The sequence below is a fragment of the Gordonia sp. NPDC003425 genome, assembly GCF_053588635.1.
On the sequence record NZ_JBSFQI010000005.1, the window covers coordinates 24,594 to 39,613 of the forward strand.

Consider the following 15,020-nt stretch of genomic DNA (forward strand, 5'->3'; position numbering starts at 1 on the left):
ACACCCCGGCAACGGCTGCGGCTCGTCGGTCGTGGCACGACACACACAGCACCGTTCGGGCACGGACTTGCACGACGAGGTTGCCCATACACGCGAGCGGCCCGCCCCACGGATGAGACGGGCCGCTCGTGACTGCTGTTGTGCAGAAAGCTCCTGAGCCTTTGTGGCTACTTGGCCTTCTCCAGCACCTCGACCAGACGCCAGTGCTTGGTCGCCGACAGCGGGCGGGTCTCCATGATCCGCACGCGGTCACCGACGCCGGCATCGCCGTTCTCGTCGTGTGCCTTGACCTTGCTCGTGGTCCGGATGATCTTGCCGTAGAGCGGGTGGCTCTTACGATCTTCCAGCTCGACCACGATGGTCTTCTGCATCTTGTCGCTGACGACGTAACCGATCCGCTCCTTGCGGCGGTTGCGCTCAACGGTGGGGGTTTCGGTCACCTTCTGGTCCTCACTCATGCGTCATCACCGTCCGGTCCCGACGCCAGTCCCAGCTCACGCTCACGCATCACGGTGTAGATCCGCGCGATCTCGCGACGCACGGTCCGCAGACGACGGTTGTTGTCGAGCTGGCCGGTGGCCATCTGGAACCGAAGGTTGAACAACTCTTCCTTCGACTCTTTGAGCCGGTCGACCAGATCAGCGTCGGTGAGATCGCGCAGCTCGGCTGCTGCCACTCCGAGTGCCATCAGAACTGCTCCTCTCTGGTCACGATCCGGGTCTTGATGGGGAGCTTGTGCTGCGCGCGACGCAGGGCCTCGCGAGCGATCTCCTCATTGGGGTAGGTCATCTCGAACAGCACGCGGCCCGGCTTGACCGGGGCCACCCACCACTCCGGCGAACCCTTACCCGAACCCATACGGGTCTCGGCGGGCTTCTTGGTCAGCGGACGGTCGGGGAAGATGTTGATCCACACCTTGCCGCCACGCTTGATGTGCCGGTTGATCGCGATACGAGCGGACTCGATCTGACGGTTGGTGATGTACGCGCTCTCCAGTGCCTGGATGCCGAAATCACCGAACGTCACCTTGGTGCCGCCCTTGGCCTGACCCTTCAGGCTGGGGTGATGCTGCTTGCGGTGCTTGACCCGACGGGGGATCAACATGCCTCAGCCCTCCTGCTTCTCTGCTCCGGCGCCGACCGTCGCGTCTGCCGGAGCCTCAGCTGCCCGACCTGCGTCGGTGCTGGTGGCCGTGGTGCCCGAGGCACCGCTGCGGCGGGGACGGCTGGGACGGCGCGGACGACGATCCTCGGCGGCCGGCGCGGCTGCGGACAGCTCACGCTTGCCACCGACGATGTCACCCTTGTAAATCCAGACCTTCACGCCGATCCGGCCGAAGGTCGTCTTGGCTTCGTAGAGTCCGTAGTCGATGTCGGCGCGCAGCGTGTGCAGCGGCACGCGTCCCTCGCGGTAGAACTCACTGCGGCTCATCTCTGCGCCGCCGAGGCGACCCGAGCACTGGACCCGGATGCCCTTCACGTTCGGCTGTCGCATCGCCGACTGGATGGCCTTGCGCATCGCGCGACGGAACGCCACACGGTTGCTCAGCTGCTCGGCCACACCCTGCGCCACCAGCTGGGCGTCGGACTCGGGGTTCTTGACCTCGAGGATGTTGAGCTGAACCTGCTTACCGGTCAGCTTCTCCAGGTCGCCACGAATCCGGTCGGCCTCGGCGCCGCGGCGGCCGATGACGATGCCCGGACGGGCGGTGTGGATATCAACTCGAACTCTGTCGCGAGTCCTTTCGATCTCCACCTTGGAGATGCCGGCGCGCTCGAGTCCGGTGGACAGGAGCTTGCGGATGGCGACATCTTCTTTCACGTACTCCGCATACTGCTTGTCGGCGTACCACCGGCTGTTCCAGTCGGTGGTGATGCCCAGACGGAAGCCGTGCGGGTTGATTTTCTGGCCCACTGTCAGGCTCCCTTCTTCTTCGGCTGACGCGACCGGCCGCGCGACGCTCCGGCCTTCTCCGGCAAGCTCTCCACGACCACGGTGATGTGGCTGGTGCGCTTGCGGATACGGAACGCACGACCCTGCGCACGCGGCTGGAACCGCTTGAGCGTGGGGCCCTCGTCGGCGAACGCGGTGGACACCACCAGGGTCCGGCGATCCAGATCCTGGTTGTTCTCCGCGTTGGCGACGGCGCTGGCGAGGACCTTGTACACCGGCTCGGATGCCGACTGCGGGGCAAACCGCAGGATGTCGAGGGCCTCGTCGACGTTCTTGCCGCGGATCAGGTCGATCACGCGACGTGCCTTCATCGGCGTCACACGCACGAAGCGCGCGGTCGCCTGGGCTGTCGGGTTTTCAGTCTTCGTAGTCATGATTACCGGCGCTTCGCTTTCCGGTCATCCTTGATGTGACCCTTGAAGGTACGGGTGGGGGCGAACTCGCCCAGCTTGTGCCCGACCATGTTGTCCGAGATGAACACCGGCACGTGCTTGCGTCCGTCGTGGACGGCGAAGGTGTGTCCGATGAAATCGGGGATGATGGTCGAACGGCGCGACCAGGTCTTGATGACCTGCTTGGTGCCCTTCTCGTTCTGCGCGTCCACCTTGGCAAGCAGGTGGTCGTCGACGAACGGGCCCTTCTTGAGGCTGCGTGGCATTCTCTAACTCCCTCCTGTGCTTATCGCTTGTTCTTGCCGGTGCGACGACGCCGGACGATCAGCTTGTCGCTGGCCTTGTTCTTACGGGTGCGGCCCTCAGGCTGACCCCACGGGCTGACCGGGTGGCGACCACCGGAGGTCTTGCCCTCGCCGCCACCGTGCGGGTGGTCGACCGGGTTCATCACGACACCGCGGACGGTGGGGCGCTTGCCCTTCCAGCGCATGCGGCCGGCCTTGCCCCAGTTGATGTTGCTCTGCTCGGCGTTGCCCACCTCGCCGACGGTGGCGCGGCAGCGCACGTCGACGCGACGGATCTCACCGGAGGGCATACGCAGCGTGGCGTACGTGCCCTCCTTACCGAGCAACTGGATCGATGCGCCGGCGCTGCGGGCCATCTTGGCGCCGCCGCCCGGGCGCAGCTCCACGGCGTGCACCTGGGTACCGGTCGGGATGTTGCGCAGCGGCAGGTTGTTGCCCGGCTTGATGTCGGCGGTTGGGCCGGTCTCCACCACGTCGCCCTGGGACAGGCCCTTGGGCGCGATGATGTAGCGCTTCTCGCCGTCGACGAAGTGCAGCAGCGCGATGCGCGCGGTGCGGTTGGGGTCGTACTCGATGTGTGCGACCTTGGCGTCGACGCCGTCCTTGTCGTTTCGACGGAAGTCGATCAGACGGTAGGCGCGCTTGTGACCGCCACCCTTGTGCCGGGTGGTGATACGACCGTGTGCGTTACGACCGCCGCGACCATGCAGCGGACGAACCAGCGACTTCTCCGGGTGATCGCGGGTGATCTCGGCGAAATCCGAGCCACTCGATCCGCGGCGACCCGGGGTCGTCGGCTTGTACTTACGAATAGCCATGAGTTGAAAGTCCCTCTGTTCCGTAGAGTCCCGGTCAGCTGACCGAGCCTCCGAAGATCTCGATGGGCTTGCTGTCGGCGGTCAGCGTCACCAGCGCGCGCTTGGTGGAGCGGCGCTGGCCGTAGCCGAAGCGAGTCCGCTTGCGCTTGCCCTGCCGGTTGGCGGTGTTGACGCTGGCGACGGTCACATCGAAGATCTGCTCGACGGCGATCTTGATCTGCGTCTTGTTGGACTCCGGGTGCACCAGGAAGGTGTACACGTTGTCCTCGATGAGTCCGTAGGACTTCTCCGAGATCACCGGCGCCAGGATGATGTCACGCGGGTTTGCCTGCGTAGCCATGCTCACGCCTCCTTCTTGGCTTGTGCGATGAACGCGTTGAGCGTCTCGACGCTGAACACCACGTCGTCCGCGTAGAGGACGTCGTAGGTGTTGAGCTGATCGGGTGCGATCGGCAACACGTTGCCGAGGTTCGCGACGCTCTTCCATGCGGTCAGGTCCTCGCGGCCCAGCACCACCAGGAACTTGCGCCGGTCGCTGAGGGTCTCCAGGAACTGACGTGCCGACTTGGTCGACGGGACCTGCCCGGAGACCAGCTCGGTGATCACGTGGATGCGCTCGTTGCGGGCGCGATCGCTCAGCGCACCGCGCAGGGCGGCCGCCTTCATCTTCTTCGGGGTGCGCTGGCTGTAGTCGCGCGGCTGCGGGCCGTGCACGGTGCCACCGCCGGTGAACTGCGGGGCGCGGGTCGAACCCTGGCGGGCGCGGCCGGTGCCCTTCTGGCGGTACGGCTTGGCGCCACCGCCGCGGACGTCACCGCGGGTCTTGGTGGCGTGCGTGCCCTGGCGGGCGGCGGCCTGCTGGGCCACCACGACCTGGTGCATCAGCGCGAGGTTGGCAGGTGCGTCGAAGATCTCGGCGGGCAGGTCAACGGTTCCGTTGGTCGCGCCGTCGGCGGTCTTGACGTCCAGCGTCAAGTTGGTTTCTGTCGTTTCGGTGCTCATTTGTTCGCACCACCCTTCACGGCGTCACGGACCACCACGATGCCGCCCTTGCGGCCCGGGATGGCGCCCTTGATCAACAGCAGGCCGGCCTCGGCGTCCACCTTGTGGACGGTGAGGTTCTGCGTGGTCACGGTGTCGTTACCCATCCGCCCGGCCATCCGCATGCCCTTGAACACACGGCCCGGGGTGGCACAGCCACCGATCGAACCGGGGGCGCGGTGCACGCGGTGCGCACCGTGGCTGGCACCCAGGCCGGAGAAGCCGTGGCGCTTCATCGCGCCGGCAAAGCCCTTGCCCTTGGAGGTGCCGGTGACGTCGACCAGCGCGCCGTCGTCAAAGATCTCGGCGGTCAGTTCCTGACCGATCTCGAACTCGGCGGTGTCGGCGACGCGGATCTCGGCCAGGTGGCGACGCGGGGTGACCCCTGCCTTCGCGAACTGACCGGCGACCGGCTTGGTCACCTTGCGCGGATCGATGGCGCCGTAGGCGAGCTGCACGGCGGTGTAGCCGTCGCGCTCGTCGGTGCGCAGCTGGGTGATGACGTTCGGGCCCGCCTGGATGACGGTGACCGGAACGACACGGTTGTTCTCGTCGAATACTTGGGTCATGCCGAGCTTGGTGCCCAGGATGCCTTTGCTTGCGCTCTGATTGCTCATAATTCTCGTCCCCCGCCTACTGGATGTTGACGTCGACGCTGGCCGGAAGGTCGATGCGCATCAGCGCGTCGACCGTCTTCGGCGTCGGGTCGAGGATGTCGATGAGTCGCTTGTGAGTGCGCATCTCGAAGTGCTCGCGGCTGTCCTTGTACTTATGCGGCGAGCGGATGACGCAGTACACGTTCTTTTCGGTGGGCAACGGCACCGGGCCGACGACGCGTGCACCCGTACGGGTCACGGTCTCCACGATCTTGCGCGCCGAAGCATCGATCGCCTCGTGGTCATAGGCCTTGAGCCTGATGCGGATCTTTTGTCCCGCCACGCTTGTGTCCTCTTCCGTCAGTTGTTCTCGACAGACAAACACCGCGTGACCTTGGCCGGCGCCAATTACCGGTGGCACATTGATCCGCTCGTGAGATGGGCGGGATCGACGCTGTTCATCTGTCGTTGTACGTTGGCTCACCACTGGTGGTGAGCCGTTGTGCTCCGGCACCCGCGGTCGGGCGTGTCGTGCCATTACCCCTGATCCGGGGCATGAGTTACACGCCCAGTCCCCGTTTCGGAGGCCTGGGAGTCATTCACCTTGTCGGGGCCGCGAGAATTCCCACGTCCGCCGGTCAAGGCAACCCGACAAGTATGCACCAGGTCGGGGGAGCAATTCAAATCCACGTCGAGCGTGCCCACATCCGCGTCGAGCGTGCCCACATCCACGTCGAGCGTGCCCACATCCACGTCGAGCGTGCCCCTACTGCCGGCACAGCCGAGGTCGACGACGCGTGAACTCCGCGCGACGCAGATAACTGCTTCGTGTCATTTGTGCCTTATCCCCGGGCACACCGGAGATCAAAGCCCTAGCGTGGAACACGGGACCCCGACACCCGGTTCGCCAGCCCCGAGCCGACTCCGGAAGGCCTTGCATGAGCACGCTCATCCCGCCCACCGACCGCGGACCGGACGGCATGGTGGTCGACGACGCCGACCACCCGGTTCCGATTCCCACCCCACGGGTCGCCACGCCGATGCCCACCGCCGCGCGTCCGCGGCCGTCCAACGTGACCCTCAAGGTGACGATGGCGCTCACCGGCACCGTGTTCGCCCTGTTCGTGCTGGTACACATGATCGGCAATCTCAAGATCTACACCGGCGCCACCCACTTCGACGACTATGCCCACTGGCTGCGCACCTTGCTCGAACCGCTCCTCCCCTACGAGGGCGCGCTGTGGATCTTCCGCGTCGTGCTGCTGGCCTGCCTGGTACTGCACGTGGTGTCGTCGTTCATCCTGATCGGCCGCTCACACAAGGCCAAGGGACGCTTCCGACGCAAAGGCATGAGCTGGAAGCGCCTGCCGGCAACCCTGATGCCCTATACCGGCCTGGTGCTGCTGGTGTTCATCGTCATCCACATCCTGGATCTGACCACCGGTACCCGCCCCATCGCGTCGGACGGCTACGAGGCGGCCACCCGCGACCGGTCGTATGCCTACAACAACGTGATCGACAGTTTCCACCGCTGGCCGATGGCCGCCTTCTACATCCTGGTGATGGTGCTTCTCGGCATCCATCTCGTCCACGGCCTGTGGAGCGTCGTCAACGATCTCGGTGGCACCGGAAAGCGGCTGCGGCAGATCTGGGCGGGTGTCGGGGCGCTGGTCGCGGCCGCCGTGATGATCGGCAACATCACCATCCCGCTGGCCGTGCTGACCGGGGTGGTGGGCTGACATGACACACACCGCACCGCACTCCGACTCCGTCGCCATCGACGACCTGCGCAGCCTCGGCGGCGACATGGCGTCCGGTGTGCCCGACGGTGACCCGGCCACCGCGTGGCAGCGCCGCCGGGACTCCTACAAGCTCGTCGGTCCGCTCAACCGGCGCAAGTTCACGGTGATCGTGGTCGGCACCGGGCTGGCCGGTTCCGGCTGCGCCGCCGCACTGGGCGAACTCGGCTACAACGTGCACTCGTTCACCTTCCACGACGCCCCGCGACGTGCGCACAGCGTCGCCGCGCAGGGCGGTATCAACGCGGCGCGGGCGCGTAAGGTCGACAACGATTCGTTGCATCGCTTCGTGGTCGACACGGTCAAGGGCGGCGATTTTCGTGCCCGCGAGGCCGACGCCTTCCGCCTGGCCGAGGAATCCGTCCGCGTCATCGACCATCTCAATGCGATCGGCGCACCGTTCGCCCGGGAGTACGGCGGGTCGCTGGCCACCCGCAGCTTCGGCGGCGTCCAGGTGTCGCGCACCTACTACACCCGCGGCCAGACCGGCCAGCAGTTGCAGGTCGCGGCGTCGCAGGCGCTGTTGCGGCAGGTCGCGGCGGGCACGGTCACGCTGCACACTCGCCAGGAGATGCTCGACCTGATCGTGGCCGACGGCCGCGCACAGGGGGTGATCGTCCGCGATCTGGTGACCGGGGAGATCACCGCGCAGACCGCGCACGCCGTGGTGCTGGCCACCGGTGGGTACGGCACCGTGTACTTCCAGTCGACGCTGGCGCGCAACTGCAACGCCACCGCGTCGTGGCGGGCGCATCGGCGCGGCGCACTACTGGCCTCGCCGTCGTTCATCCAGTTCCATCCCACCGCACTGCCGGTGAGCGCGGAATGGCAGTCGAAGACGACGCTGATGAGTGAATCGCTGCGCAACGACGGGCGTATCTGGGTGCCGCGCAAGGAGCACGACGACCGCGCGCCCGGCGACATACCCGAGGCCGAACGCGACTACTACCTGGAACGCAAGTATCCCGCGTACGGCAATCTCACCCCGCGCGACGTGGCCTCACGCGCCGCGCGGGAACAGATCGAGAGCGGGCACGGAGTGGGGCCGCTGCACAACAGCGTGTATCTCGACTTCTCCGACGCGCTGGCGCGACTCGGCAAGGCCACGATCGCCGAACGCTACGGCAACCTGTTCTCGATGTATCACGACGCCACCGGTGAGGACCCCTACGAGGTGCCGATGCGCATCGCGCCGGCCGCGCATTTCACGATGGGCGGATTGTGGTCGGATTTCGACCAGATGACCTCGATCCCAGGGCTTTTCGTCGGCGGCGAGGTGGGCTGGGGCTATCACGGCGCCAACCGGCTGGGTGCCAATTCGCTACTGTCGGCGTGCGTCGACGGGTGGTTCACACTGCCGTACTCGGTGCCCAACTATCTCGCCCCGCTGCTCGGCGAGGACCTGCTGCCGCTCGACCACGACGCGGTGCGGCAGGCGGCGAGCGGTGTGCGCGATCGGGTGTCGCGGCTGATCGCGGTCGACGGAACAACAGGTCCCGACCGGTTCCATCGTCGTCTCGGCGAGGTCCTCTACCGCGGATGCGGGGTGTCGCGCAGCGTCGAATCGCTCACCGCGGCGATCGCCGAGGTCCGCGAACTGAGCGAGGAGTTCTGGAACGACGTCCGCGTGGTCGGGAGCGGGGCCGCGTTCAACCAAGAGCTCGAACGCGCCGGGCGGGTGGCGGATTTCCTCGAACTCGCCGAGTTGATGTGCATCGACGCGCTCGACCGCGACGAATCGTGCGGCGCGCACTTCCGCGTCGATCATCAGACCGAGCAGGGCGAGGCGATGCGCGACGACGCCCAGTGGTGTTTCGTGTCGGCGTGGGAGACCACTCCCGACGACAAGCAGATTCGCCACCGCGAACCGCTGGATTTCCGGGCCGTGCCGCTGCAGACGCGAAACTACAAGTGAGGCTGAGTAAATGGGGAACCGGATATGAAACTCACCATCGAGGCCTGGCGGCAAACCGGGGTCGACGACGCCGGCCAGTTCGAGACCTACGAGATCGATGATGCGACACCGGAAATGTCGCTGCTCGACGTGCTCGATCGCCTCAACGATCACCTCGTCGACGCGGGCCGTGAACCGATCGCCTTCGACTCTGACTGCCGCGAGGGGGTGTGCGGCTCGTGCGGGATGATGGTCAACGGCCGGCCACACGGGCCGACCGCGAACACCCCGTCGTGTCGACAGCATCTGCGTCACTTCGACGGCGCCACCCACCTCAAACTGGAACCGTTGCGGGCCAAGAGTTTTCCCGTGGTTCGCGATCTGGTGGTCGACCGGTCGGCGTTGGACCGGGTGATCGAGGCGGGTGGCCACGTTGCCGTCGCGGCGGGTCAGGCGCCCGACGCCGACACACAGCCCCTCCCCCACGACGAGAGCGAGAAGGCGCTCGACTATGCCGCGTGCATCGGGTGCGGGGCCTGCGTGGCCGCCTGCCCGAACGGCTCCGCGCACCTGTTCGCCGGGGCCAAACTGCTCCACCTGGCCGCACTCACCCAGGGTCGGCAGGAGCGAGGTCGGCGGGCGCGGGCGATCACCGGTCAGATGGAGCAGGACTTCGGCCCGTGTTCCACCTTCGGCGAGTGCGCCACGGTCTGCCCGGCAGGCATACCACTCGACGCGATTGCCGGGGTGAACCGCGAGGCTCTGCGCTTCGGGTTCCGTCGCAAACCCGACTGACGTCGAGCGTGCCCAGATCCCAGTCGAGCGTGCCCAGATCCCGGTCGAGCGTGCCCAGATTCGGGTCGAGCGTGCCCGCGGGTGGTGGTTTCGACAAGCTCAACCAGCGAAAGACAAGCTCAACCAGCGGGAGACCCGGGTCGAGCGTGCCCAGATTCGGGTCGAGCGTGCCCGCGGGTGGTGGTTTCGACAAGCTCAACCAGCGAAAGACAAGCTCAACCAGCGGAAGGACCCGACGAGCGTGCCCGCGGGCGGTGGTTTCGACAAGCTCAACCAGCGAAAGACAAGCTCAACCAGCGGAAGGACCCGGTCGAGCGTGCCCGCGGGTGGTGGTTTCGACAAGCTCAACCAGCGAAAGACAAGCTCAACCAGCGGGAGACCCGGGTCGAGGGTCACCAAATGCCGATGAGCTTCATCCACGCGCCTCCGACCACCGTCCAGATGAGGATGATCACCACCGACATCAGGAAACCGACCCGGAACCATTCGCTGGTCTTGATGTAGCCGGACCCGTACATGACGCCCGCCGGACCCGACGAATAGTGTGCTAGCCCGCCGAACAGGCTGCCGATGAAGCCGAACACCAGCGCGGAGAACAGGGCAGGCGCGCCCGCGCTGACGGCCGCGCCGAGGAACACCGCGTACATTGCGACGATCTGTGCGGTGTTCGAGGCGAACAGGTAGTGCACGTAGAAGTACACCAGCGTGAGCACCGCGAACGCCGCCAGCCAGGGTAGGCCGCTCACCCCGGAGGCAACCCGGTCGCCCACCCAGTCGATCACCTTCAGTTTGCGCAACTCGTCGGCCATCGCCACGAGCACGCCGAAGAAGATCAGAGTCTGCCATGCGCCGGTGTCGGTGACGAGGTTCTTCCAGGTGAGCACGCCGGTGACCAGCAGGATCGCGATGCCGACGAATGCGGTGGTGGTGGCGTCGACATTGATTTGCTTGCCCAGGCACCACAGCACCAGCAGCAACACGAAGGTGGCAGCCATGATCCACTCGTGCACCGACATCGTGCCCGCCTCGCGCAACTGCTGCCGGGCCATGTCCGGCGCCTCCGGGGTCTTCTTCAGCGTCGGCGGATACAGCTTCTGCATCACCCAGGGCACCACCACCAGACTCACCAGACCCGGCACGAGCGCCGCCAGCGCCCACTTGCCCCACGTGATGTCGATTCCCTTCTCGGCGGCGGCGTCCACCGCGATCGGGTTACCCGCCATCGCGGTGATGAACATCGCCGACGTCACGACATTCACCTGCAACGCGGTCAGTAGCAGATACGAACCCAGCCGACGACGCGACGCATCGGAGTCGGGCGTCGAATCCTCGAGCACCGCCAGCGATCTGATGATCGGGTACACCACTCCGCCGGCCCGGGCGGTGTTCGACGGCGTGGCGGGCGCGAGGACCAGATCGGTGATCGCCATGCCGTAGGCCAGCCCAAGACTCGACTTCCCGATGGACCGCACCAGGATCAGGGCCACCCGTTTGCCGAGTCCGGTGACGATGAATCCCTCGGCGATGAAGAACGACGCCACGATCAGCCAGATCGTGGTGTTCGAAAACCCCGCCAGCGCCTCACTCGGCGTCATCGTCTTGGTGATCATGGCGAGCGCCAGCCCGACCAGGGCTACCGACCCGGTGGGCAGCGGCTGCAGGATCAGCCCCAGGATGGTGGCGACGAAGATGCCGAGCATGCGCATGCCGTTGGCGTCGACCCCGTCGGGGGCCGGGATGAAGAAGATTATCAGTCCGACGATCAGCGGGATGCCCGCCCGCCACCACAGCGGGTTCATCCGCGGGCCGTGCGTATCGCCACCTGTCGCCGCATCGTGCTCGGGAGCGTGCGTCATATCTTGATCGTCACCCCAACCACGCGTCCCCGACCGGCTACCAAGATCAATTCACCCATCCGTGACCTGTCGGTTCCCGAAACCGGGCACGCTCGACGCGGATCCGGGCACGCTCGACGCCGATCCGGGCACGCTCGACGGGGATCCGGGCACGCTCGACGCCGATCCGGGCACGCTCAACGCCGATCCGGGCACGCTCAACGCCGATCCGGGCACGCTCAACGGGGACGGACCTCACCCCCGCCCGGGCGCTGCGTAGCATCGCCGCCATGGACTCGAGCCCGGCCCCCGTCAGCACGACCGTCAGCCCGACCTACGCGCTTCGGCGCCGACTCCCCGACAACCGGCTCGGAGCGCTCGTGTTCTCCATCGGGATGGTCGCCCGCGTCCCCTACTTCGGCACGGTCGTGCCGATGGTCCGCGAGATGCGGCCCGGGTATTGCCGCGTCACCGCACCCAAATGGTTCGGCGTCTACAACCACCTCGGCACCTTCCACGCAATCGCCGCGTGCAATCTCGCCGAGGTGGCGATGGGCATGCTGATGGAGGCCACCACCCCCGCAACCCACCGCTGGATTCCGAAGGGCATGACCGCCGAGTACCTCGCCAAGGCCACCACGAGCCTCACCGCCGAGGCCGCTCTCGCCGAACCGATCGACTTCGGCGCCACTACCGAGGGTCGGGACGTGGTGGTCTCCATCCGCATCACCGACAAGGCGGGTACCGAGGTGGTGCACTGCGAGATCACGACATGGGTCACGCCGCGGTGAGACAGACCGGCCGACTCGCCCTGCCACACCGGGACGAAGCTCCTAGTCTTAGTTGATGACGTCGCTTCCCGACCATCCCCGACAGCGCGCGACCGAGTGCCCCGGGACCACTCGCCGCGTGGGGGTCGAGGAAGAGTTCCACCTGGTGGATCTGCGCACGTGGCGACTGACGGCGCGGGCACCGGAACTGCTCGACATCCTGCCCGACGACAGCCCCTACGTCGAAGAGCTGCAACGCTGCGTGATCGAGTCGAACAGCGGGGTGCACGAGCGCTTGAGCGAGTTGCGCGACGATCTGAGCGCCAATCGGCGCACCCTGGTCGAAACCGCCGCCACCCTCGGCATGGGTGTGGTCGCCGCCGGATCGGTACCCCTCTCGGTGCCCACCGAGATGCGTGTCACCGAGACCCCCCGGTACCGGCGGATGCTCGCCGACTACCAGCTGCTGGCCCGCGAACAGCTGATCTGCGGCACCCAGGTCCACGTCGACGTGGCCAACCGCGACGAGGCGGTGGCCATCGCGGTGCGCCTGACCCCCTACATCCCCACCCTGCTCGCGTTGTCGGCGAGCTCGCCGTTCTGGGCCGACGGCACCGACACCGGCTATGCCAGCGCCCGCACCCTGGTGTGGCAGCGCTGGCCCACCACCGGGCCGTTCCCCGACGTCCGCAACGCCGCCGAATACGACGACGAGATCGATCGCCTCATCTCCAGCGGGGTGATCACCGATCCGGGCATGGTGTACTTCGACGTCCGGCCATCGGCGCGGGTCAGCACCCTGGAACTGCGTGTCTGCGATTCCTGCCCCTCGGTGGACACCATCGCGTTGATCGCAGGACTGTTCCGCGCCCTGGTGATCCGGGAGGCCGCCCGCCTCGACCAGCCACCCACACCCGATCTCCCCTTCGCCACCCTGTATCGGGCCGCGATCTGGCAGGCCGCCCGGTCCGGACTGGAGGGCGACCTCATCGACATCGCACGCGCCACACCGCGCCCGGCGGTCGACGTGGTCCGCGATCTGACCAACTCCTTGCGTGCCGAACTCGAGCAGACCGGCGATTGGGACACGGTGACCGAACTGACCGAACGCGCACTGGTCGCGGGCAGTTCGTCGTCGCGGCAACGTCGGGTGTTGCGGCGCCGGGGTCGGCTGACCGCCGTGGTGGAACGGCTGGCCGCGGAGACCGCCGGAACTCTGGAGACAGTGGAGATCCCGGCCGATCCCGAGGGCACGCTGCTGCTCGGCTACAGCGATCACACGGCCGGCGATCACACGGCCGTTCATGACGCCGACGACAACGCCGAGGCCTACGACGAGGCCGTCGGCCCGCAGCAGCAGCCTCGTCCCGGCTACGCCGACATCCTGACCGCCGAGGCCGATCTCGGTGCGATGGAACTGCGCAAGCGGCAGTACCAGATCGAACGCGAACAGAGTATCGACGGCGTGACGTTCCGGGTGACCGGGCAGTCGCGCGCCCAGCTGTTCCCCCTCGACGTGGTGCCGCGCTACATCGGTGCCGACGACTGGACGCGGGTGGGTGCGGGCCTCAAGCAACGTGCGTTGGCGCTCAACGCTTTTCTGCTCGACGTCTACGGCGAGCAGAACGCGGTGCGCGACGGTGTGATCCCGCTCGAGGCGCTCGACCGCGCCCCCGGCTACCGCCAGACCGGCGCCGTGCCCGCCTGGCAACGGGTTCGTACGCACATCTGCGGTACCGACCTGGTGTCGCCGCGACCGGGCGAATTCGTGGTCCTCGAGGACAATCTGCGGGTGCCCTCGGGCGTCGCGTACGCGATGAGCAACCGTCGGCTGATGACGCAATTCCTGCCGGAGATCCCGATGCCGGCGACCACCCTTCCGGTCGACGGCGTGCCCGCGATGATCGGCGAAACCATTGCCGCGGCCTGCCCGCCGGACGCCCATCCCGACGGCATCGACATCATGCTCAGCTCCGGATGGAAGGATTCGGCCTGGTTCGAGCACACCCTGATCGCCGAGGGCGCCGGCCTGGGTCTGGCCACCCCGGAGATGCTCTCGGTGGCCGACGCCGACGGCCCCGATGCCGGGCGCGTCTACTTCCACCACGGCAAGTCCACGGTCCCGGTGAACACCGCGTACGTGCGGATGGACGAGGACATGCTGCTCTCCTCGCACGGCGTCGACGACCAGGCCCTCCGGCACGGCATCCTGGCCGGGTTACAGCGCGGTCGTTTCGCCATCGCCAACGCGCTGGGCAACGGGATCGGCGACGACAAGGCCATCTACGCCTACGTCCCGGAGATGATCCGCTACTTCCTCGGCGAGGAACCCCTGATCGCGCAGGTCCCCACCTGGCTGTGCGCCGAACGTCATCAGCGCGACCACGTGCTGGAGAACCTCGACCAACTCGTCGTGAAACCCATCGACGGGCTCGGTGGCTCCGGGATCACCATCGGGCCGGAGTGCACGGAGAAGCAATTGGCGGATCGGCGCGTCGAATTGCTCACGCAGCCCGAACGTTTCATCGCGCAGGAGGTGGTGCCCCTGTCGACGCACCCCACGTTCGACGGTAACGGCTTCTACGCCCACCACGTCGATCTGCGGGTATTCGTCCACCTGCGCGCACACGGGTCCGACGCCATCAGCGCGCACGTGGCGCCGGCGGCACTCACCAGGGTGGCACCCGCCGGATCGCTGATCGTCAACTCGTCGCGCGGCGGCGGCGGCAAGGACACGTGGGTTCAAGGCGCCGACCCTGCTCCGCAGGTCGACGGGGTACAAGGCGCCGGGGTAGAGAGAAACCAGGGAGAGGACTGACCAG

General features: G+C 66.8%; 18 protein-coding genes. 6 read left to right on the forward strand and 12 right to left on the reverse strand.

The features are described 5' to 3' along the window. Positions 1-167: 167 nt before the first annotated feature. Genes rpsQ through rpsJ form a run of 11 tightly spaced genes read right to left on the reverse strand, consistent with a single transcriptional unit; the run spans position 168 to position 5,448 of the window. Complete coding sequence (gene rpsQ / locus ACWDTD_RS07810) at positions 168-458, reverse strand: 30S ribosomal protein S17 (protein WP_449746531.1); 291 nt, start codon at positions 456-458, stop codon at positions 168-170. Continuing rightward, positions 455-688: a 50S ribosomal protein L29 gene (gene rpmC / locus ACWDTD_RS07815; protein ID WP_449746532.1), complete on the reverse strand. Its 234-nt coding sequence runs from the start codon at positions 686-688 to the stop codon at positions 455-457. The genes rpsQ and rpmC overlap by 4 nt, the downstream gene beginning before the upstream one ends. Next, positions 688-1,104, reverse strand: a complete 417-nt coding sequence (gene rplP, locus ACWDTD_RS07820; protein ID WP_012835438.1) for a 50S ribosomal protein L16 — start codon at positions 1,102-1,104, stop codon at positions 688-690. The genes rpmC and rplP overlap by 1 nt, the downstream gene beginning before the upstream one ends. Positions 1,105-1,107: 3 nt before the next feature. Further along, positions 1,108-1,914 (reverse strand): 30S ribosomal protein S3, encoded by an 807-nt coding sequence (gene rpsC / locus ACWDTD_RS07825; RefSeq protein WP_449746533.1) that lies wholly within the window; start codon positions 1,912-1,914, stop codon positions 1,108-1,110. A gap of 2 nt (positions 1,915-1,916) precedes the next feature. Next, positions 1,917-2,327, reverse strand: coding sequence for a 50S ribosomal protein L22 (gene rplV, locus ACWDTD_RS07830; protein ID WP_449746534.1), 411 nt, complete (start codon positions 2,325-2,327; stop codon positions 1,917-1,919). Between the two features lie 2 nt (positions 2,328-2,329). Beyond that, positions 2,330-2,611 (reverse strand): 30S ribosomal protein S19, encoded by a 282-nt coding sequence (gene rpsS, locus ACWDTD_RS07835; protein ID WP_005193585.1) that lies wholly within the window; start codon positions 2,609-2,611, stop codon positions 2,330-2,332. 20 nt (positions 2,612-2,631) lie between these two features. After that, positions 2,632-3,468: a 50S ribosomal protein L2 gene (gene rplB / locus ACWDTD_RS07840; protein WP_449746535.1), complete on the reverse strand. Its 837-nt coding sequence runs from the start codon at positions 3,466-3,468 to the stop codon at positions 2,632-2,634. 34 nt (positions 3,469-3,502) lie between these two features. After that, positions 3,503-3,808: a 50S ribosomal protein L23 gene (rplW, locus tag ACWDTD_RS07845; RefSeq protein WP_449746536.1), complete on the reverse strand. Its 306-nt coding sequence runs from the start codon at positions 3,806-3,808 to the stop codon at positions 3,503-3,505. A 2-nt stretch (positions 3,809-3,810) separates the two neighbouring features. Then, complete coding sequence (gene rplD / locus ACWDTD_RS07850; protein ID WP_449746537.1) at positions 3,811-4,470, reverse strand: 50S ribosomal protein L4; 660 nt, start codon at positions 4,468-4,470, stop codon at positions 3,811-3,813. Then, positions 4,467-5,126, reverse strand: coding sequence for a 50S ribosomal protein L3 (gene rplC, locus ACWDTD_RS07855; protein WP_449746538.1), 660 nt, complete (start codon positions 5,124-5,126; stop codon positions 4,467-4,469). Before rplC ends, rplD begins: the two co-directional genes overlap by 4 nt. A gap of 16 nt (positions 5,127-5,142) precedes the next feature. After that, positions 5,143-5,448, reverse strand: coding sequence for a 30S ribosomal protein S10 (gene rpsJ / locus ACWDTD_RS07860; protein WP_003938093.1), 306 nt, complete (start codon positions 5,446-5,448; stop codon positions 5,143-5,145). A gap of 595 nt (positions 5,449-6,043) precedes the next feature. Here rpsJ and ACWDTD_RS07865 point away from each other — a divergent pair. Genes ACWDTD_RS07865 through ACWDTD_RS07875 form a run of 3 tightly spaced genes read left to right on the forward strand, consistent with a single transcriptional unit; the run spans position 6,044 to position 9,593 of the window. After that, positions 6,044-6,844 (forward strand): succinate dehydrogenase cytochrome b subunit, encoded by an 801-nt coding sequence (locus tag ACWDTD_RS07865; protein ID WP_449746539.1) that lies wholly within the window; start codon positions 6,044-6,046, stop codon positions 6,842-6,844. A gap of 1 nt (position 6,845) precedes the next feature. Further along, positions 6,846-8,819, forward strand: coding sequence for a fumarate reductase/succinate dehydrogenase flavoprotein subunit (locus ACWDTD_RS07870; RefSeq protein WP_449746540.1), 1,974 nt, complete (start codon positions 6,846-6,848; stop codon positions 8,817-8,819). A 24-nt stretch (positions 8,820-8,843) separates the two neighbouring features. Continuing rightward, positions 8,844-9,593: a succinate dehydrogenase/fumarate reductase iron-sulfur subunit gene (locus ACWDTD_RS07875; protein WP_449746541.1), complete on the forward strand. Its 750-nt coding sequence runs from the start codon at positions 8,844-8,846 to the stop codon at positions 9,591-9,593. Between the two features lie 392 nt (positions 9,594-9,985). On the opposite strand, the gene ACWDTD_RS07880 is transcribed toward ACWDTD_RS07875, so the two are convergent. Beyond that, the gene (locus ACWDTD_RS07880; protein WP_449746757.1) at positions 9,986-11,392 is read right to left on the reverse strand and encodes an anion permease; all 1,407 of its coding nucleotides are present in this window, start codon (positions 11,390-11,392) and stop codon (positions 9,986-9,988) included. Positions 11,393-11,510: 118 nt separating this feature from the next. Between ACWDTD_RS07880 and ACWDTD_RS07885 the strand changes: the two genes are divergently transcribed. Genes ACWDTD_RS07885 through ACWDTD_RS07895 form a run of 3 tightly spaced genes read left to right on the forward strand, consistent with a single transcriptional unit; the run spans position 11,511 to position 15,016 of the window. Next, a complete protein-coding gene (locus ACWDTD_RS07885) occupies positions 11,511-11,708 on the forward strand; it encodes a hypothetical protein (RefSeq protein WP_449746542.1) in 198 nt (65 codons plus the stop codon). Positions 11,709-11,718: 10 nt separating this feature from the next. Further along, a complete protein-coding gene (locus ACWDTD_RS07890; RefSeq protein WP_449746543.1) occupies positions 11,719-12,219 on the forward strand; it encodes a hotdog fold domain-containing protein in 501 nt (166 codons plus the stop codon). 55 nt (positions 12,220-12,274) lie between these two features. After that, entirely contained in the window at positions 12,275-15,016 is a 2,742-nt protein-coding gene (locus ACWDTD_RS07895) for a glutamate--cysteine ligase (protein ID WP_449746544.1), read from the forward strand. Positions 15,017-15,020 lie beyond the last annotated feature (4 nt).

What these genes read in the sequence shown, in the direction of transcription:
- rpsQ (WP_449746531.1), bottom strand. Translation starts at nt 458, where the DNA reads ATGAGTGAGGACCAGAAGGTGACCGAAACCCCCACCGTTGAGCGCAAC.
- rpmC (WP_449746532.1), bottom strand. Translation starts at nt 688, where the DNA reads ATGGCACTCGGAGTGGCAGCAGCCGAGCTGCGCGATCTCACCGACGCT.
- rplP (WP_012835438.1), bottom strand. Translation starts at nt 1,104, where the DNA reads ATGTTGATCCCCCGTCGGGTCAAGCACCGCAAGCAGCATCACCCCAGC.
- rplV (WP_449746534.1), bottom strand. Translation starts at nt 2,327, where the DNA reads ATGACTACGAAGACTGAAAACCCGACAGCCCAGGCGACCGCGCGCTTC.
- rpsS (WP_005193585.1), bottom strand. Translation starts at nt 2,611, where the DNA reads ATGCCACGCAGCCTCAAGAAGGGCCCGTTCGTCGACGACCACCTGCTT.
- rplB (WP_449746535.1), bottom strand. Translation starts at nt 3,468, where the DNA reads ATGGCTATTCGTAAGTACAAGCCGACGACCCCGGGTCGCCGCGGATCG.
- rplW (WP_449746536.1), bottom strand. Translation starts at nt 3,808, where the DNA reads ATGGCTACGCAGGCAAACCCGCGTGACATCATCCTGGCGCCGGTGATC.
- rplD (WP_449746537.1), bottom strand. Translation starts at nt 4,470, where the DNA reads ATGAGCACCGAAACGACAGAAACCAACTTGACGCTGGACGTCAAGACC.
- rplC (WP_449746538.1), bottom strand. Translation starts at nt 5,126, where the DNA reads ATGAGCAATCAGAGCGCAAGCAAAGGCATCCTGGGCACCAAGCTCGGC.
- ACWDTD_RS07865 (WP_449746539.1), top strand. Translation starts at nt 6,044, where the DNA reads ATGAGCACGCTCATCCCGCCCACCGACCGCGGACCGGACGGCATGGTG.
- ACWDTD_RS07870 (WP_449746540.1), top strand. Translation starts at nt 6,846, where the DNA reads ATGACACACACCGCACCGCACTCCGACTCCGTCGCCATCGACGACCTG.
- ACWDTD_RS07875 (WP_449746541.1), top strand. Translation starts at nt 8,844, where the DNA reads ATGAAACTCACCATCGAGGCCTGGCGGCAAACCGGGGTCGACGACGCC.
- ACWDTD_RS07880 (WP_449746757.1), bottom strand. Translation starts at nt 11,392, where the DNA reads ATGAACCCGCTGTGGTGGCGGGCGGGCATCCCGCTGATCGTCGGACTG.
- ACWDTD_RS07890 (WP_449746543.1), top strand. Translation starts at nt 11,719, where the DNA reads ATGGACTCGAGCCCGGCCCCCGTCAGCACGACCGTCAGCCCGACCTAC.
- ACWDTD_RS07895 (WP_449746544.1), top strand. Translation starts at nt 12,275, where the DNA reads ATGACGTCGCTTCCCGACCATCCCCGACAGCGCGCGACCGAGTGCCCC.